The sequence below is a fragment of the Microbulbifer sp. SAOS-129_SWC genome (genome assembly GCF_039696035.1).
GTDB lineage: Bacteria > Pseudomonadota > Gammaproteobacteria > Pseudomonadales > Cellvibrionaceae > Microbulbifer.
Window position 1 is genome coordinate 3,065,101 of sequence record NZ_CP155567.1, and the last position, 15,899, is coordinate 3,080,999.

15 protein-coding genes are annotated in these 15,899 nt (G+C 62.5%); 6 read left to right on the forward strand and 9 right to left on the reverse strand.

All coding sequences use genetic code 11. The features are described from left to right. The first annotated feature begins 9 nt into the window (after nucleotides 1–9). The 4 genes from ABDK11_RS13300 (at nucleotide 10) to ABDK11_RS13315 (ending at nucleotide 4,393) form a co-directional block, all read left to right on the forward strand. Nucleotides 10–888, forward strand: a complete 879-nt coding sequence (locus ABDK11_RS13300) for a LysR family transcriptional regulator (protein WP_346836997.1) — start codon at nucleotides 10–12, stop codon at nucleotides 886–888. Nucleotides 889–1,113: 225 nt separating this feature from the next. Beyond that, on the forward strand, nucleotides 1,114–1,851 hold the full coding sequence (locus tag ABDK11_RS13305) for a TIGR04219 family outer membrane beta-barrel protein (protein WP_346836998.1): 738 nt from the start codon (nucleotides 1,114–1,116) through the stop codon (nucleotides 1,849–1,851). A 407-nt stretch (nucleotides 1,852–2,258) separates the two neighbouring features. Then, on the forward strand, nucleotides 2,259–3,176 hold the full coding sequence (locus ABDK11_RS13310; protein ID WP_346836999.1) for an AraC family transcriptional regulator: 918 nt from the start codon (nucleotides 2,259–2,261) through the stop codon (nucleotides 3,174–3,176). A 170-nt stretch (nucleotides 3,177–3,346) separates the two neighbouring features. Continuing rightward, complete coding sequence (locus ABDK11_RS13315) at nucleotides 3,347–4,393, forward strand: NAD(P)-dependent alcohol dehydrogenase (RefSeq protein WP_346837000.1); 1,047 nt, start codon at nucleotides 3,347–3,349, stop codon at nucleotides 4,391–4,393. Nucleotides 4,394–4,465: 72 nt separating this feature from the next. On the opposite strand, the gene ABDK11_RS13320 is transcribed toward ABDK11_RS13315, so the two are convergent. The 3 genes from ABDK11_RS13320 to prmB all read right to left on the reverse strand — a co-directional run bounded on the left by ABDK11_RS13320 (nucleotide 4,466) and on the right by prmB (nucleotide 7,811). Then, entirely contained in the window at nucleotides 4,466–5,527 is a 1,062-nt protein-coding gene (locus tag ABDK11_RS13320) for a zinc-dependent alcohol dehydrogenase family protein (RefSeq protein ID WP_346837001.1), read from the reverse strand. A gap of 139 nt (nucleotides 5,528–5,666) precedes the next feature. Then, a complete protein-coding gene (gene aroC, locus ABDK11_RS13325) occupies nucleotides 5,667–6,761 on the reverse strand; it encodes a chorismate synthase (RefSeq protein ID WP_346837002.1) in 1,095 nt (364 codons plus the stop codon). A 126-nt stretch (nucleotides 6,762–6,887) separates the two neighbouring features. After that, nucleotides 6,888–7,811, reverse strand: coding sequence for a 50S ribosomal protein L3 N(5)-glutamine methyltransferase (gene prmB / locus ABDK11_RS13330; RefSeq protein ID WP_346837003.1), 924 nt, complete (start codon nucleotides 7,809–7,811; stop codon nucleotides 6,888–6,890). 238 nt (nucleotides 7,812–8,049) lie between these two features. Between prmB and folE the strand changes: the two genes are divergently transcribed. Beyond that, nucleotides 8,050–8,589, forward strand: coding sequence for a GTP cyclohydrolase I FolE (gene folE / locus ABDK11_RS13335; protein ID WP_346837004.1), 540 nt, complete (start codon nucleotides 8,050–8,052; stop codon nucleotides 8,587–8,589). Nucleotides 8,590–8,620: 31 nt separating this feature from the next. After that, nucleotides 8,621–8,977 carry a 5-carboxymethyl-2-hydroxymuconate Delta-isomerase gene (locus ABDK11_RS13340; RefSeq protein WP_346837005.1) on the forward strand — a complete coding sequence of 119 codons (357 nt, stop codon included), beginning with the start codon at nucleotides 8,621–8,623 and terminating at the stop codon, nucleotides 8,975–8,977. Between the two features lie 33 nt (nucleotides 8,978–9,010). On the opposite strand, the gene ABDK11_RS13345 is transcribed toward ABDK11_RS13340, so the two are convergent. The 6 genes from ABDK11_RS13345 to ABDK11_RS13370 form a co-directional block, all read right to left on the reverse strand. Next, complete coding sequence (locus ABDK11_RS13345) at nucleotides 9,011–9,889, reverse strand: alpha/beta hydrolase (protein WP_346837006.1); 879 nt, start codon at nucleotides 9,887–9,889, stop codon at nucleotides 9,011–9,013. A 140-nt stretch (nucleotides 9,890–10,029) separates the two neighbouring features. Next, nucleotides 10,030–10,488, reverse strand: a complete 459-nt coding sequence (gene sixA, locus ABDK11_RS13350; RefSeq protein WP_346837007.1) for a phosphohistidine phosphatase SixA — start codon at nucleotides 10,486–10,488, stop codon at nucleotides 10,030–10,032. A gap of 23 nt (nucleotides 10,489–10,511) precedes the next feature. Then, on the reverse strand, nucleotides 10,512–10,973 hold the full coding sequence (locus tag ABDK11_RS13355; RefSeq protein ID WP_346837008.1) for a DUF4389 domain-containing protein: 462 nt from the start codon (nucleotides 10,971–10,973) through the stop codon (nucleotides 10,512–10,514). Nucleotides 10,974–11,009: 36 nt separating this feature from the next. Continuing rightward, nucleotides 11,010–12,074 carry an NAD(P)H-dependent glycerol-3-phosphate dehydrogenase gene (locus tag ABDK11_RS13360; protein WP_346837009.1) on the reverse strand — a complete coding sequence of 355 codons (1,065 nt, stop codon included), beginning with the start codon at nucleotides 12,072–12,074 and terminating at the stop codon, nucleotides 11,010–11,012. Between the two features lie 323 nt (nucleotides 12,075–12,397). Continuing rightward, nucleotides 12,398–14,311 (reverse strand): molecular chaperone HtpG, encoded by a 1,914-nt coding sequence (gene htpG / locus ABDK11_RS13365; RefSeq protein WP_346837010.1) that lies wholly within the window; start codon nucleotides 14,309–14,311, stop codon nucleotides 12,398–12,400. Between the two features lie 179 nt (nucleotides 14,312–14,490). Further along, complete coding sequence (locus tag ABDK11_RS13370) at nucleotides 14,491–15,684, reverse strand: serine hydrolase domain-containing protein (protein WP_346837011.1); 1,194 nt, start codon at nucleotides 15,682–15,684, stop codon at nucleotides 14,491–14,493. Nucleotides 15,685–15,899 lie beyond the last annotated feature (215 nt).

The following is a 15,899-nucleotide window of genomic DNA, read 5'->3' on the forward strand; positions in this document are numbered from 1 at the left end:
GTCAACACCGTGGAATTACAGTGGCTAAAAGCCTTCCTCGCCGTGGCCGAACAGGGCTCCGTGTCCGAAGCCGCCGAAACGCTGCACCTGACCCAGCCGGCAGTCAGCAAACGCCTCGCGGCGCTGGAGCAGCAGCTGGACACGGCACTGTTCGACCGCATCGGCCGGCGCCTGCAGCTGACCGACGCCGGCCGCGCGCTGCTGCCGCGGGCGCGGCATATCCTCAACGAGATCAGCGACGCCGAGCGCGAGCTGCATGCGCTCGGCAGCGCGGTGACCGGCAGCCTGCGCATCGCCACCAGCCACCACGTGGGTCTGCACCACCTGCCGCCGGTCTTGAAAGAATTCAGTTCCCGCTACCCCGACGTCGCCCTGGATATCGACTTTGTCGATTCGGAACAGGCCTATGAAGCGCTGGTGGCCGGCGAGTACGAGCTGGCGGTGGTGACCCTGGCACTGAAGGACTACCCGGCGCTGGATGCCCGCGTCATCTGGCCGGACCCCTGTGTGGTGGTGGCCGCGCCGGATCACCCACTCGCGCAGATGCCCGCGCTCGACCTGCCCGACCTGGCTCGCTACCCCGCGATTCTGCCCGACCTGAATACCTATACCGGGCGCCTGATCAAGCGCGAGTTCGATCGCCGCGGCCTTAAACTCACCGCCAAACTCGCCACCAATTTTCTCGAAACCATCAAGATGATGGCCGGCGTCGGCCTCGGCTGGAGTGTGCTGCCACGCACTTTGGTAGATGACAGTCTCGCGGTATTGCCGGTAGAAAAATTGAACATCCTGCGCAACCTCGGGGTGATCAGCCACCGCGCGCGCACGCTGAGTAACGCCGCCGCCGCACTGCAGCAACTCCTGATTGCCGCCGCAACTGATCAGTAATCACGCAATTTTCTTAAAATGTGCAACTGACAACAGAAAAGTCCGAAAAAAATAGTACACTCCGCGGCGCCCAAATTAACAAGGCGACACGGATGCATACCCCTCTCCCGGGACCATATTGAGGCACGGATGCCGAATCGACCCTACAGGGATGTATTCATAGAGTGTTTCGGGAGAGGGGGGGTTATCCCGTCCGCCCCAGCAATAAAAAAACGGAGAGAACCTATGAAAAAAACCGCACTCGCCTTGTGTGTCGCACTTGCCAGCGGCGCCGCCAGCGCTGACACCATTCTCGGCGTCGACGCCACCGCCGGCATGTGGCAGCCCGATTACAGCGGCAATATCGGTATCGACGATTACAATATCGATAATTTCAATGTCGCCAAAGACAACAACACCTTCCTGCAGGTTGCGCTGGAACACCCGATTCCGCTGATTCCGAATGTCATGCTCGCCCACAGCAGCATTAGCACCGACGGTACCAGCATGCTGAGCAGCAGCGTCACTTTCGGCGATCAGACCTTCGCCGCCGATCAGGAAGTCAATGCCAGCCTGGACCTGACCCACACCGACGCCACCCTCTACTACGAGATCCTGGACAACTGGGTCAATCTCGACCTGGGCCTGACCGCACGCCAGTACAAGGGCGACCTGCAGCTGACCAGCGACATGCAGTCAGAAGACATCGAACTCAACGGCGTACTGCCGATGGCCTACGCCATGGCGCGCTTCGATCTGCCGTTTACCGGCTGGTCCATCATTGCCCAGGGCAACGGCACCGGTTACAAAGGTGACACCCTCACCGACCTGACCGCCAAAGTGCGCTGGAACTTCGCCCCGGTCCTGGATTTCGCCGTAGAAGCCGGCTACCGCAGCATGTCCCTCAAACTGAAGGAACTCGACGACCTGCAGAGCGACCTGACCATCCAGGGTCCCTACCTGGGTCTGAACCTGCACCTGTAAGGCGGTTCACCCGGTACGAAAAAGGGCGGCCATTGGCCGCCCTTTTTGTTTTTAGCGCACGCATTGACGATACCCGCCCTACCCATGCGTCCTCGTCTGCCGGAAGGAAAGATCTGCCTGGCTATCAGTAACAATGCAGACACGATCACCATCCTTCGCCGTGAATACCGCGAATTGGCGGCAGTGCAGTCGCGACACTTTATTGATTGGGCCATGCAATCCGCATGATGAGTGTATGAACAATGTTCATCAATATCCGCTTCGCTGAGATCAATGACTCACCCACAAATAAAGCGATCCGGGAGGCGGTAATTCCCGTGAACGATTGCGCGAGTCTGCCCCCGCTCCCCAGTCTACTCTTTGTAAAGAAACTGAACTCTGTCCCAACTCGGTAAGGGTGCGTGGTTTTGGGTGACTCTATCGACCAGAAACTGGCCGCGCTGGCCGAAGCAATTGAAGGTCAGTGCGAAGGTGATGGTGCCCAGTTAACGCCACTGCCGGGGCTCACCCTGGCCCGCGTTACCACCCCCAGCCATCCGCTGCAGACCACCTATGACGCCGCGGTGTGCGTGATAGCACAGGGGCGCAAACAGGCAATGCTGGGTGACCAGCGCTTTGAATATGGTGCCGGGAATTATTTACTGGTCTCGATAGACGTTCCAGTAACGGGACAAATTGTCGAGGCTTCCGCAAAGAAACCGTATCTGTCCCTGCTTCTGGAGCTTGATTCGGACATACTCGGGGAGCTTATTTTGCAAGCCAGCTCCGAACCGGAAAGAGTCGATGAACTCCAGCCCAGCCTGGCAGTCGCCCACGCGTCACCGCAACTGCTGGACGCGGCCACCCGGCTTGTCCGCCTGCTGCGAACGCCGGAGGACTTGGCCGCGCTATGCAAGCCCACGAAGCAGGAAATTTTCTACTGGCTTCTCAAAGGTCAATGCGGTGCCCAACTGCGCCAGATTTCCCGAAGTGAAAGCAAATTGCAGCAGGTGAATCGCGCGGTAAATTGGCTCAAACAGCATTTCCGTGAGCGGATCCATGCTGACGATCTCGCCGACATCGCAAGCATGAGCGCGTCGGCACTGTACAAGCATTTCAGGATTATCACCAATATGACACCGCTGCAATACCAGAAGCAATTGAGACTTCAGGAGGCACGTAGGCTGATGCTGTTCAATGCTCTGGATGCCGGCAGCGCCAGTCATGCGGTGGGATATGAAAGTCCATCTCAATTCAGCCGCGAATACAGCCGCCTTTTTGGTGCCCCTCCAATGAAAGACCTCGCACGTCTGCGGGAAGCTCCGGCAGAACTGAGATATGTCTGAGGAGTACATGAGCGACCGACCGGAAAATCAGCCCTTCCCCAGGGGGAAGAGAAGGAAATGCAGCCCACATGCGAGGAGCCCGGCATCGGATTCATTCCGTTCAGGGCGACCGCTATCCCAGGAAGCTGGCAGCCCGATTCAATCGACAGACATTACAGAGGAGCAAGAACATGAAGACAATCGGCTACGCCGCCCAATCCGCCGGAACGGCACTGGCGCCGTTTGAATTTGAACGCCGCGATCTGCGCCCCAACGACGTCGCCATGGAAATCCTCTACTGCGGCATCTGTCATACCGACCTGCATCAAGTTCGCAATGACTGGGGCCGGAGCAACTACCCGCTGGTGCCCGGCCACGAGATCGTTGGTCGCGTGATCGATGTGGGCAGCGACGTCGCCCACTACAAGGTGGGCGATACTGTCGCCGTCGGCTGTATGGTGGATTCCTGCCAACACTGCGACCAGTGCCACCACGGCGAGGAGCAAATGTGCCGCGAGGGCATGACCCAGACTTACAACGACGTGGATCGCATAACCGGAGACCGGACCTACGGCGGCTATTCCAAGCACCTGGTGGTGCGTGAGGAATTCGTCTTGGGAGTACCGGACGGCCTGGACGCTTCGCGCGCCGCGCCGCTGCTGTGCGCCGGCATCACCACCTATTCACCGCTGCGTACCTGGAATGTGGGTCCCGGCAGCCGCGTGGGCGTGATCGGGCTCGGCGGACTGGGCCATATGGCGGTCAAGCTCGCCGCTGCCATGGGTGCCGACGTGACAGTGATGAGCCGCACCGAAGACAAGGAGGCCGATGCGCTGGCCCTCGGTGCCGATCGCCTGCTGGTCTCATCCAATAGTGAGGCGATGGAAGAAGCCCAGTCCAGTTTCGACCTGATCATCGATACCGTACCGGTCAAACACGACCTCAACCCGTATCTGCCCCTGCTGGATATAGACGGCACTCTGGTGCTCGTCGGCCAGGTCGGCCCGCTCGAAGAACCGATCACCGTACCGATGATCATGGGGCGCCGCCGCATCGCCGGCTCGCCGATTGGCGGAATCGACGAAACCCAGGAGTTGCTCAACTTCTGCGCAAAGAAAAACATTCTCCCCGAGTGCGAAATGATCGGCATTGATGAGGTCAACGAAGCCTTCGAGCGAATGGAGCGCGCCGATGTGCGCTATCGATTCGTTATCGACATGGCGTCACTGAGCCAGTAACGCGCGTACGAAAGGGGCGCGGAATCGGATTTCGCGCCCCTCCCGAATTAACCCCCGCCCCCTTCTCCGGGATCACTGCACCATACGAAAAAGCGCCTTGCCCGCGCCACTGCGCGCATAGGCCAGTGCCGCCTCGAAATCGTGCAGGTGAAATTCCCGCTCCGCGCGGCTGCTCAGTTCACCGGTGGCCACCAGCTTGCGCACCTGGCGCATCACCGCGTCGCGTTTCCACTTCGACTGCATCGCCAGCCAGTTACCCAGATAAAATCCCTCGACCCGCGCCAGCGACAGCATCAGCTGCCGCACCGGCAGCTGCGTGCTGCCCGGATCCTGCGTGCCGTAACACACCAGGCGGCCATGCGGCGCCAGACAGCGCAACACCTCCCCGCACAGGGAACCGCCAACGCTGTCGATGGCATAGTGCACACCGGCGCCGCCGGTCTCCTCCGCCACGCGGGTGAACAGGTCGTCAGCTTCGGTGGCGATCACCACGTCGCCGCCCAAACGGCGCAACTCCGCCACGCGCTCCCGGCGCCGCACCACGTTGAGGGTTTTGAAGCCGAAGCGGCGGCCGAGGCGGATCACCATTTTGCCCAGCGCCGAGCCCGCCGCTGTCTGCAGCAGCCAGGCGCCCCTGGGCACACACAGCAATTCGCGGGTGAGGATATAGGCGGCCAGCGGATTGAGAAAAAACATCGCGCCCTGTTCGTCGTCGATATCTTTCGGCAGCGGCAGCGCCCGGTTGCTATCCACCGCCAGATATTCCGCCCAGGTGCCACTCTGCGGCGCATCCGCGGCGAGGATGGCGACCCGCTTGCCCATATAGCGGCGCGCCAGCAGGCCACTGCCCACCGCTTCCACCACCCCCAGCCCTTCCGTGCCGAGGGTACAGGGCGCACGCTTGTGCGGGCCGCCGCCGGGCAGCTGGTAGCAGCCGGGCTTGCCGAAATTCCACACGGCGCGCTGCAGCGCGTGCAGGTTGCGCCCGTGAATCAGGTTGAAATCGGCGGGGTTGATGACGCTGGCGCTAAGCCGTACCAGCAGTTGTCCGGCGCGGGGCACCGGCATGTCGACGTCGGTGTACTGCACGCGGCTCAGGTCTTCCGCGTGGCGATCTACGATCAGTGCTTTCATTCCCTATCATTTATCTCCGCCTCCATGGCGAGACCCGATCATAACCGCAAATCGTGTAGAGAAACTGGATCGCCGTCGCAGGGCGCGACGGGATTCGGTCACGGCGCGCCGAATTTGCCACCCCTGCTTCGCCGTGGCGCTATTGTGCGCCGACGGTGACCACGCCCGGAGCGATATCGCCGTTCTGCGCCCGCTGGCGCAGCGCGTGATCAATCAATACCAGTGCCGTCATCGCCTCGGCGATCGGCGTTGCGCGGATACCGACACAGGGGTCGTGACGCCCGGTGGTGACCACCTCGATGGGGTTGCCGTGGGTGTCGATACTGCGCCCGGGAATGCGCAGGCTGGAGGTGGGCTTGAGCGCGATATGGGCGAGGATATCCTGGCCGCTGGAGATACCGCCGAGCACGCCACCGGCGTTGTTGGACAGGAAGCCCTCGGGGGTGATTTCGTCGCGGTGCTCGGTGCCTTTCTGGGCCACACTGGCAAAACCCGCGCCGATTTCCACGCCCTTGACTGCATTGATGCTCATCAGCGCGTGGGCCAGGTCCGCATCCAGGCGGTCGAAAACCGGTTCGCCGAGCCCCGCCGGTACACCGCTGGCGCAGACGGAGATGCGCGCGCCAACGGAGTTACCCTCCTTGATCAGCGCCTGCATGTAGGCTTCCATTTCCGCCACTTTGTCCGCGTCGGGGCAGAAAAACGGATTCTGGCTCACCTGCTCCCAGTCGAACTTTTCCGCCTTGATCGGCCCCAGCTGGCTCAGGTAACCGCGCACCTCGATGCCATATTTTTCCCGCAACCATTTCTTGGCGATGGCGCCGGCCGCCACGCGCATGGCGGTCTCGCGCGCAGACGAGCGGCCGCCGCCGCGATAGTCGCGCAGACCGTACTTCTGCCAGTAGGTGTAGTCGGCGTGGGCCGGGCGCACCTGCTCGGCGATGTTGGCGTAGTCCTTGGAGCGCTGGTCAGTGTTCTCGATCAGCAGCCCGATCGGTGTACCGGTGGTTTTGCCCTCGAACACGCCGGACAGAATCTTGACCTGATCCGCTTCGCGGCGCTGGGTGGTATAGCGGGAGGTACCGGGCTTGCGGCGGTCCAGCTCGCACTGGATCTCCTCTGCAGTGATTTCCAGCCCGGGCGGGCAACCGTCAACGATACAGCCCAGCGCCGCGCCGTGGCTCTCGCCAAAGGTGGTGACGCTGAACAGTTTGCCAATGGTATTGCCCGACATATGCGATTTCCCTGCGACGTCCAGTCAGTGAGTGAGCCGGCCATTATAAAGGAATCGCCGCCGCGGTTGCGCCGCGCGCGGCAAAAAGCACAGTTGCTGCGCGCAGCGGCCGCGCCGGGCAAGGAATTATTCGGCGTCGAAGCAGGATTGGTAGGCCAGCAGCTCCTCGCGGCCGATGGCGAAAACACCGTGACCGCCGTCTTCGAACTCCAGCCAGGTGAACGGCACCTGCGGGAAGGCCTGTTCCAGCGCCTCCCAGCTGTTGCCCACCTCGCACACCAGCAGGCCGTCCGGCTGCAGGTGATGGGCCGCCTCGCGCAGCAGGCGCCGGGTGAAGTCGAGGCCGTCGTCGCCGGAGCCCAGCGCGATGCCCGGCTCGGCGCGATACTCTTCCGGCATCTCGGCCAGGTCGCGGGCGTCCACATAGGGCGGATTGCACACGATCAGCTCGTAGCTGAAGCCGTCGAGACCGGAGAACAGGTCGGACTGCACCGCGCGCACCTCTTCATTGAGGTGGTGGCGGTTGATATTGATCTGCGCCACTTCGATGGCGCCGTCATCGATATCCGCGAGATCCACCCGCGCCTCCGGGAACGCCTCGGCGCAGGCGATGCCGATACAGCCGCTGCCGCAACACAGGTCGAGAATCGCCAGTGGCTCCACTTTCAGCCACGGCTGGAAGCCGTTGCGGATCAGCTCGCCGATCGGCGAGCGCGGCACCAGCACCCGTTCGTCCACGTAAAAATCCAGGCCACAGAAATGGGCCTCGTGGGTCAGGTAGGGCGCCGGCAACCGTTCGTTGACGCGGCGTTCCAGCACACCCAGGACCTCGCGGCGCTCGTCCATGGTCAGGCGCGCCTGCAGCACCTCGGGCCTGCTGTCCGGCGGCAGGTGCAGGCCGTGCATCACCAGCAGCACAGCCTCGTCCCAGGCGTTATCGGTACCGTGGCCGAACCACAGGTTGGCCTCGCTGAAGCGACTGGCGCCCCAGCGGATGAAATCCAACACGGTGCACAGTTCGTGCAGGCTGGCTTCACGCTTTTCTATCATTAACTCTATCCTTTGCAGAATCTGGCCCCCAACCGGTTGCGGGGAGTGATCCCGATACGCCCAGGGGGCGACGGGGTGTGGCCGCTACGGCTGCCGCGCGGCGGATCTTTACTCGCGGGTGACAAAAGCTTAGGGTAGCGCACCCGCCCGAGAAGCAGCCTGCCAAACCCGGGCTTTCCGCATCATTACAGCCCGAACTTGCCAGGCTGCCGGGGCTGAGATATTGGAATACGACCAGATGAACGAACACTACGCGCGAATTATCGAAGCAATCGGCGAGGATCTGCAACGTCCGGGCCTGCGCGACACTCCAGCACGCGCCGCCAAGGCCATGCAATACCTGACCCGCGGTTACCAGCAGTCGATCGATGACGTGGTCAACGACGCCCTGTTCCCGTCCGACTGCAGCGAGATGGTGCTGGTCAAGGATATCGAGCTCTACTCCCTGTGCGAGCACCATCTGCTACCGTTTATCGGCAAGGCCCATGTGGCGTATATTCCCGACGGCAAGGTGGTGGGTCTATCCAAGGTAGCGCGCATTGTCGACATGTTTGCCCGCCGCCTGCAGATTCAGGAGCAGCTCACAGTGCAGATTGCCGAATCCCTGCAGCGGGTCACCGGTGCGGCCGGCGTGGGCGTCATCATCGAAGCCAAACACATGTGTATGATGATGCGCGGCGTGGAAAAGCAGAACTCGGTAATGAAGACGTCGGCCATGCTCGGCACCTTCCGCAGCAACCAGGCCACCCGCAACGAGTTTCTGTCGCTGATTCGCTAATTCAAGGATTCCCCCTCAGGGAGAGAGGATCATGCCCCACCTGGTCATAGAGTACGCGGAAAAGCTCGAAGAGCAGATTTCGATCAACGCGCTGGTCAGCTCTGCGCAGGAGGCGATGCAGCGCTCCGGGCTATTCGCCCCGCACACCATCAAAACCCGCGCCCTGCCCTACCGCCACTTTATCGCCGGCGGTGCTTTCGAGGGTTCCGGCGGCAGCTTCATCCACGCCGAGGTGCGCCTGTTCGAGGGCCGCAGCGAACGCGAGCGCGAGGCGCTGAGTTCGGCAGTGTTCAACTGCCTGTGCCAGTTTGCCGATGGCGTGCCGGCGGTGACGGTTGAAGTGCGGGAAATGGACCCCGGCTGTTACTCCAAGCGCCTGCCGTTCTGACGCAATCGCTCTCCCGCCACCCTCAAACCCGATTTAATCTACCTCACCGCGCAGGAAGGGCCCGAACCACTCGGCGATTGCTTCGGCGCCGCCTTCCATGTGCAGGTGGTGGCTGCCGGGCAGCTCGCGGATAGTGAAATTGGCGCGGTCGGCCAGCAGCGCCGGCAACCGCTCGAGGATTTCCACGATACCGTCTCTGGCCAGGACCAGGCGCACCGGCATGGTGGCGCGCTCCAGGAAAGCCTGTACCTGGGCGCGGTTCAGCTTGACGCTGGAGGTGGCCAGCAGGCGCGGATCATTACTCCACGACACACCGCCGTCCGCCAGCGCTACGCTGCCGCGCGCCACCAGGCGGCGGGCGGCGGCGTCACTGAGCGGGAACATGCCATTGGCACGCGCTTTTACCGCGTCTTCAAAGCTGTCGAAGGGACGCGGTTTGCGCGCGCCGTAGCGGGCCCGCTGGGCGATGGCACGGGCGAGGAACTCCGGCGCCTGGTGGTCTTCCGCCGGCGGCGGTACCAGGCCATCGATCAGCGCCATGCGCTTGACCCGCTCCGGGAATGCACCCGCGCTCAACAGCGATGCCACCGCACCGCGGGAATGCGCCAGCAGCGAGAAATCGTGCCAGCCCAGCGCACGGGTGACCCCCAGCACATCTTCCACCTCTTCCCAGATGTTGTAGTTGGCATCGCGGGAGCGGTGGTAGCTGCGCCCGTGGCCGGCCATATCCACTGCCACCAGGTTGAGCCCCGACAGCAGCGGCGCCAACTGGTCGAAGCTGGCGCAGTTGTCGAGCCAGCCGTGCAGAGCGAGCACCGGTTCACCGGCGGGATCGCCCCACTGGCGGGCAGCAATGGTCCTGCCATCAAATTCGACGGTGATTTCGCGCGGCGACGGGAGAGATGGATGCATGGGAAACCAGGTTTGTACAAACAGGCAGAGGATAGTGCCGCGGCCGGGCGCAGCGAACAATGACGCGATGGATCAGGAGTACTGGTCGATCGGTTGGGCCGGAGTCTTCACGCCCCTCGCGCAGGGAGGGAGCGCGCCGCTCATTCGGCGTGCTGCAGCCAGGCCAGCTCGGCGCAGCCGTTGGCCCACACTTCGGCGTTGAGGCAGGCGAGACTGGCGGTGCCCAGCGGGTGCGCGTTGCCGCTGCCGCAGAGGCCGTTGACCAGGCTGCCCACCAGTGGCTGGTGGCTCACCAGCAGTAGTGGAAACTCCTCTGCATCGGCCTGCTGCAGCTCGTCGAGCACCTGCTGCGGACTGGTATCGCCGACCAGAAAGGATTCGGTGATTACCGGCAGGCGCAGGCGTTCGGCGACAATCTGCGCGGTCTGCTGCGTGCGCAAAAACGGACTGGCCCAGATAGCGCGCACCCGCGCCAGTTCGGCGGCGCGCAGCGCGCAGATCTCGGCCACCTGGGCGCGGCCGCGCTCGGTCAGTGCGCGGCTGGCGTCATCGCCGAACATCGGCTCCGCCTGGCCGTGGCGCAGTATCAGCAATTGCATCGCGCAGCTCCCGTCAGTTGGGCTCAACTCTTGGTCTCGCCCTCGTCTTCGGTGGAGGACTTTTTTGCGCCGGCCCTGGTCGACGCGTCGTCGCGGTCATCGGCACTCAGTACGATGGCTTCCTCCGCGTCTTCCGCTTCTTCGTCAGCGACCACCACTTCGGCGTCCACTTCCTCGGCACTCTCGTAGCCGGACAGGTCCTCGACGTCGGATTCCGGCCACTCGGCAAACGGGAAGGGCTTTTCCTCGGTGTTGTAGATCAGGAACTGCAGTGTCTGGTAGATGTAAGACGCAATCTGGTCGCCGAGGCGGCGCAGGTTGTCATTGGCGGAACCACCAAAGATCGAGAACAGGAATTGCAGCACCACCACCGCCAGCATCACGAAGCCGGCGATTTCGAGCAGGAAGGCAAACAGCACCATGTATACCAGGCGCAGCCATTGGTTTCCGGAGGTCAGGTTGGTCTTCAGTTCTTCATTATCCATAAGTTTTCACCGTGAGGGTTTGGCTCTCTTCTGCTATTACGGCTTCGCCGAGTAAGCCACATCAAAGGTTTGCGCGCCCGACATCAAATCGCGTATTACCTCCGGAATCGGCCGCTCTTCAAATAATATGGCGTGAATCGCGGAAACCAAGGGCATGTAGACGCCCATTTCGTCGGCTTTCTGCTTGATCAGGCGCACCGTGTTGACGCCCTCGGCCACCTGACCGATTTCTGCGACGGCCTGTTCCAGCGGACGCCCCTTGCCCACCAGGTAACCGACGCGGTAGTTGCGGCTCAGATCGGAGGAGCAGGTCAGGATCAGGTCGCCGACGCCGGCGAGCCCGATAAATGTCATCGGATCGGCGCCCATCGCCTCGGCAAAGCGCATCATCTCCGCCAGCGCGCGGGTAATCAGCAGGCTGATGGTGTTCTGGCCGCGGTCGAGTGCCGCTGCCATGCCGGTGACGATGGCGTAGATATTTTTCAGCGCACCGGCCAGCTCCACACCGAACACATCGCCGCTGGAGTACACGCGGAAGGTCTCCGAGTGCAACACCTTCTGGATGCGGCTGCACACCGCTTCGTCATCGCTGGCGATAACCGTGGCGGTGTAGTGCCCCTCGACCACTTCCTTGGCAAAGTTGGGGCCGCTCAGCACGCCGATACGAGTGCCGCGGGTTTCCTCGCGCAGGATGTCACTCATCAGGTGGAAGCTGTCGTGCTCGATGCCCTTGGTGGTGGAGATCAGCATGGTGCCCTCCTCCAGCAGCGGCGCCACGCGCCGTACCACTTCGCGGAAGGACTTACTGGGGATGGCGACGAAAACGACCTGGCAACCGTCGATGGCCGCCTCCAGGTCGCTGGTCACCTGCAGCTCCGGGTGCAGCGGCACGCCGGGCAGATAGTAGTGGTTCTCCCCCATTTCGCGGCAGGCCGCGGCGCGCTCGGGATCGCGCATCCACTGGCGGGTGTCGTGTCCGTTGCCGGCGACAATGTTGGCAATCGCGGTGCCGAAGCTGCCGCCGCCCAATACGGCAATGGAGAAAGGGCCTGAGGAAAGGGTTTCGGCGGATGCCGGTTTGGTTTCCGTCTGTGTCGTCATACCGATAAAGCTTTTTTCGAGTTTTGCGGATTATAGAGGGGCGGCGGGAGTGACCCAATGACGGCGGGAAAAAAATGTGAGATCCGGTCAAATCGCACAAAAATCGCGCAGATTGGCGCATTGTGGTGAAGCGGTTGTGGCGGAACGACGGTGCCGTCCGGAGCCAGGGCGCACACAAGGTGCGCCCCTGCAGATCGAACCGGGAGGTTTAATTCCACCACAGCGCTTACGGAGCACCGGGCACGGAAGCCGCCAGAAACGCCGGGCGGCTTCCACAGGGGCGCACTTTGTGCGCGCCCCGCCCGCTGCAGCCGCGGCCGCTATCAGCCGTTCAGCTCCAGCAGCAGCGTATTCAGGCGCCGCACATAGTCCGCCGGATCGGCGAGCTGGTTGCCGGCGGCCAGGTTGGCCTGGTCCATCAGGATGTTGGTCAGGTCGGCGAAGCGATCCTCGTCCTGCTCCTGGTCGAGACGCTGCACCAGCGGGTGGTTGGGGTTCAGCTCGAAGATCGGCTTGGCCTCCGGCAGCGCCTGACCGGCCTGCTCGAGGATGCGGCGCATCTGCGGGCCCATATCCTGCTCGCTGACCACCAGACAGGCCGGGGAGTCCACCAGGCGCGTGGTCGCGCGCACTTCTTCGACACGGCTTTCCAGCACTTCCTTGACCCGCTCCACCAGCGCGCCGGATTCCTTCTCGACCTGCTCGCGCTCGGCCTTGTCTTCCTCGGTCTCGGCTTCGCCCAGGTCCAGCGCGCCCTTGGCCACGTCCTGCAGCGGCTTGCCATCGAACTCGTGCATGTGCCCGGCAAACCACTCGTCCACCTGGTCGGTCAGCAGCAGTACCTCGATGCCTTTCTTGCGGAAGACTTCCAGGTAGGGGCTGGACTTGGCGGTGGCGAAGTTGTCGGCGGCCACATAGTAAATGTACTTCTGGCCGTCTTGCATGCGGCCGACGTAGTCCTGCAGGGACTGGTCCTGCTTGGGCGCATCGGTGTGCGTGGTGGAGAAACGCAGCAGCTTGGCGATCTTCTCTTTGTTGGAGAAGTCTTCGGCCGGGCCCTCTTTGAGCACATTGCCGAACAGATCCCAGAAGGTCTGGTACTGGTCGGCGTCCTTCTTGGCCAGCTTTTCCAGCATATCCAGCACGCGCTTGGTCAGCGCGCTCTTGATCGCGTCGGTGTTGCGGTCCTTCTGCAGGATTTCGCGCGACACATTCAATGGCAGGTCGTTGGAGTCCAGCACGCCTTTGACGAAGCGCAGGTACAGCGGCAGGAACTGCTCGGCGTCGTCCATGATAAAGGTGCGCTGCACGTACAGCTTGAGGCCGCGGGCGGCATCGCGCTGGTACAGATCGAACGGCGCGCGCGCGGGAATGTACAGCAGGCTGGTGTAATCCTGCTTGCCCTCGACCTTGTTGTGGCTCCAGGTCAGCGGGTCGTCGAAATCGTGGGAGATGTGCTTGTAAAACTCTTTGTACTCCTCGGACTTCACCTCGCCTCTAGGGCGGGTCCACAGCGCCTGGGCGGCGTTGACCGCCTCGAATTCGGGCGCTTCTTCCGCTTTCTCCTCGCCTTCGGCCGCCGGTGCGGCTTCTTTCAGCATCTCAACCGGAATGGCGATATGGTCGGAGTACTTCTTGATGATCGAGCGCAGGCGCCAGCCGTCGGCGTACTCTTTGGCGTCGTCCTTCAGGTGCAGCACCACGCGGGTACCGCGATGCGGCCAGTCGACATTTTCCACGGAGTACTCAGCCTCACCGCTGCACTCCCAGTGCACGCCCTGGTCGGCGTCGAGGCCGGCGCGGCGGGTGAACACGTCCACCTTGTCAGCGACGATAAACGCGGAGTAGAAACCGACCCCGAACTGGCCGATCAGGTGCGCGTCCTTCTTCTGGTCGCCGGTCAGGTTCTGCATAAAGGCGGAGGTACCGGAGCGGGCGATGGTGCCCAGGTTCTCGATCACCTCGTCGCGGCTCATGCCGATACCGTTGTCGGTGAGGGTCACGGTGCCCTCGTCCTTGTCGAACTCGATGCGGATGCGCAGCTCCGGGTCCTCTTCCAGCAGCTCGGGCTTGGACAGGGCCTCGAAGCGCAGCTTGTCAGCGGCGTCGGACGCATTGGATACCAGCTCGCGCAGGAAAATCTCCTGGTTGGAGTAGAGCGAGTGGATCATCAGGTGCAGCAGTTGCTTGGCTTCCGTCTGGAAACCGTGGCTCTCTTTATGGGCCTCAACGGTCATGGATTGGTCTCCCCGTACACTTCAATCAGAACAGGAAGGGAATATTGGGCTGGGTGGCCCGGTTTCAAGGGGAGGGGGCAGCGAGTTTGGCACCGACTGCGGGGCGGGCGCCCGCTGCCGAGGGGGTGCAGCGGTTATACAAGCCATAGCGCCGGCGCCACAAACGGCGCTGCGGCAGCCTACTTGCTGTTCGCCAGCGCTGTGGACAGCCGGTCACCGTGGCCGGTGATATCGATGACGAAGTTGGCAGTCAGGTCGGAGATAACGCGCGACTCGGCGTTCATCAGGATCACGATGCCGACCTTGCGCTTCTCCGAGTAGGCGATCGCCGCGCGGAAACCGGCGACCCAGCCGCCGTGATAGATGATGCGGTCGTCACCGACGGAGTACAGCCGCCAGCCGAGGCCGTAACCGGCGTGGGTCAGGTAGTTGCGCCAGATGCGGTGGCGCATGTGGCGCCGCGTCTCGACCCGCTCGGTGGTCATATCGGCGATGACCTCCGGCGACAGCACCTTGGGGTAGTAGCCCATCTGCGCCTTCAGCCACTGCGCCATGTCGCTGATGCTGGCGTTGACGCCGGCGGCGGCGGCGGCCAGGTAGTACTCTTTTCTGACCCTCACCGCGCGCCAGCCGCGGCCGGTCTGCACATGCGGGGCAGCGCGGTTGCTGGAGCCCATGAAGCTGTCCCAGCCGACCGAGGCATCTTCCATCCGCAGCGGTGTAAAGATGCGCTTCTGCAGCTCGAGGCCGTAGGGAATACCGGTGATCTTGGCGATGATGTTGCCGATCAGGCTGAACAGCACGTTCTGGTAGCCGTAACAGGTGCCCGGTTTGCAGCGCGGGTCGATATCGGCGAACTTCGGCAGTATCTTGCTGACCGGTTCGTTGTCTTCGAGATAGTTGTCGTAGGCATTCGGGGTCAGGCCCGAGGATTGGCTGATCAGGTGCTGCACCTGCAGCTGGCGGGTCAGTGATGGCGTCTTGAACGATAGCTGCGGCACATAGTTCACCACCCGGTCTTCCCAGTTGAACTTATTCTCGTGCTCCAGCATCGTCGCCATGCTCGCGGCAAAGGTCTTGGATACCGACGCGAGACGGAAGATCGTGTGCTTGTCGACCTTTTCCCGCTTGCCCTTGACCCGCACGCCGTAGGTATCCATGGCCACCACGCGGTCGCCATCGACAATGGCGTAGGCGCCGCCGGGGATTCCCGCCTTTTTCATCACCTGGCGGAAGTAGCGGCCAAACTCCTTGGCGCTGTCGCCGACATCTACCGCCGCTTCTTCCGCACGTGCGCCGCCTGTGGCGCCGATGAGCAGCGCCAGACAGAGAGCGATCGCGCCGCGGTGGCGCCAGTAGATTAACGAAGTCAAAAGGGATGCGAGTCTCATGCCGTACATCGGGCCGTCGCGGCAAGTCAGTTACAGATAAACCTAAGACTAGCAGCCCGCGATAAAAGTTCTTTCACGTCCGGCCAGTCAAATAAAGCGCGGCATTGTACGCACAAATTGAATCCACCGCACATCACTGCCGTGACACCGCTGACAAAAAGGCATAAAAAAACCGCCTTGCGGCGGTTTTTGCCGGG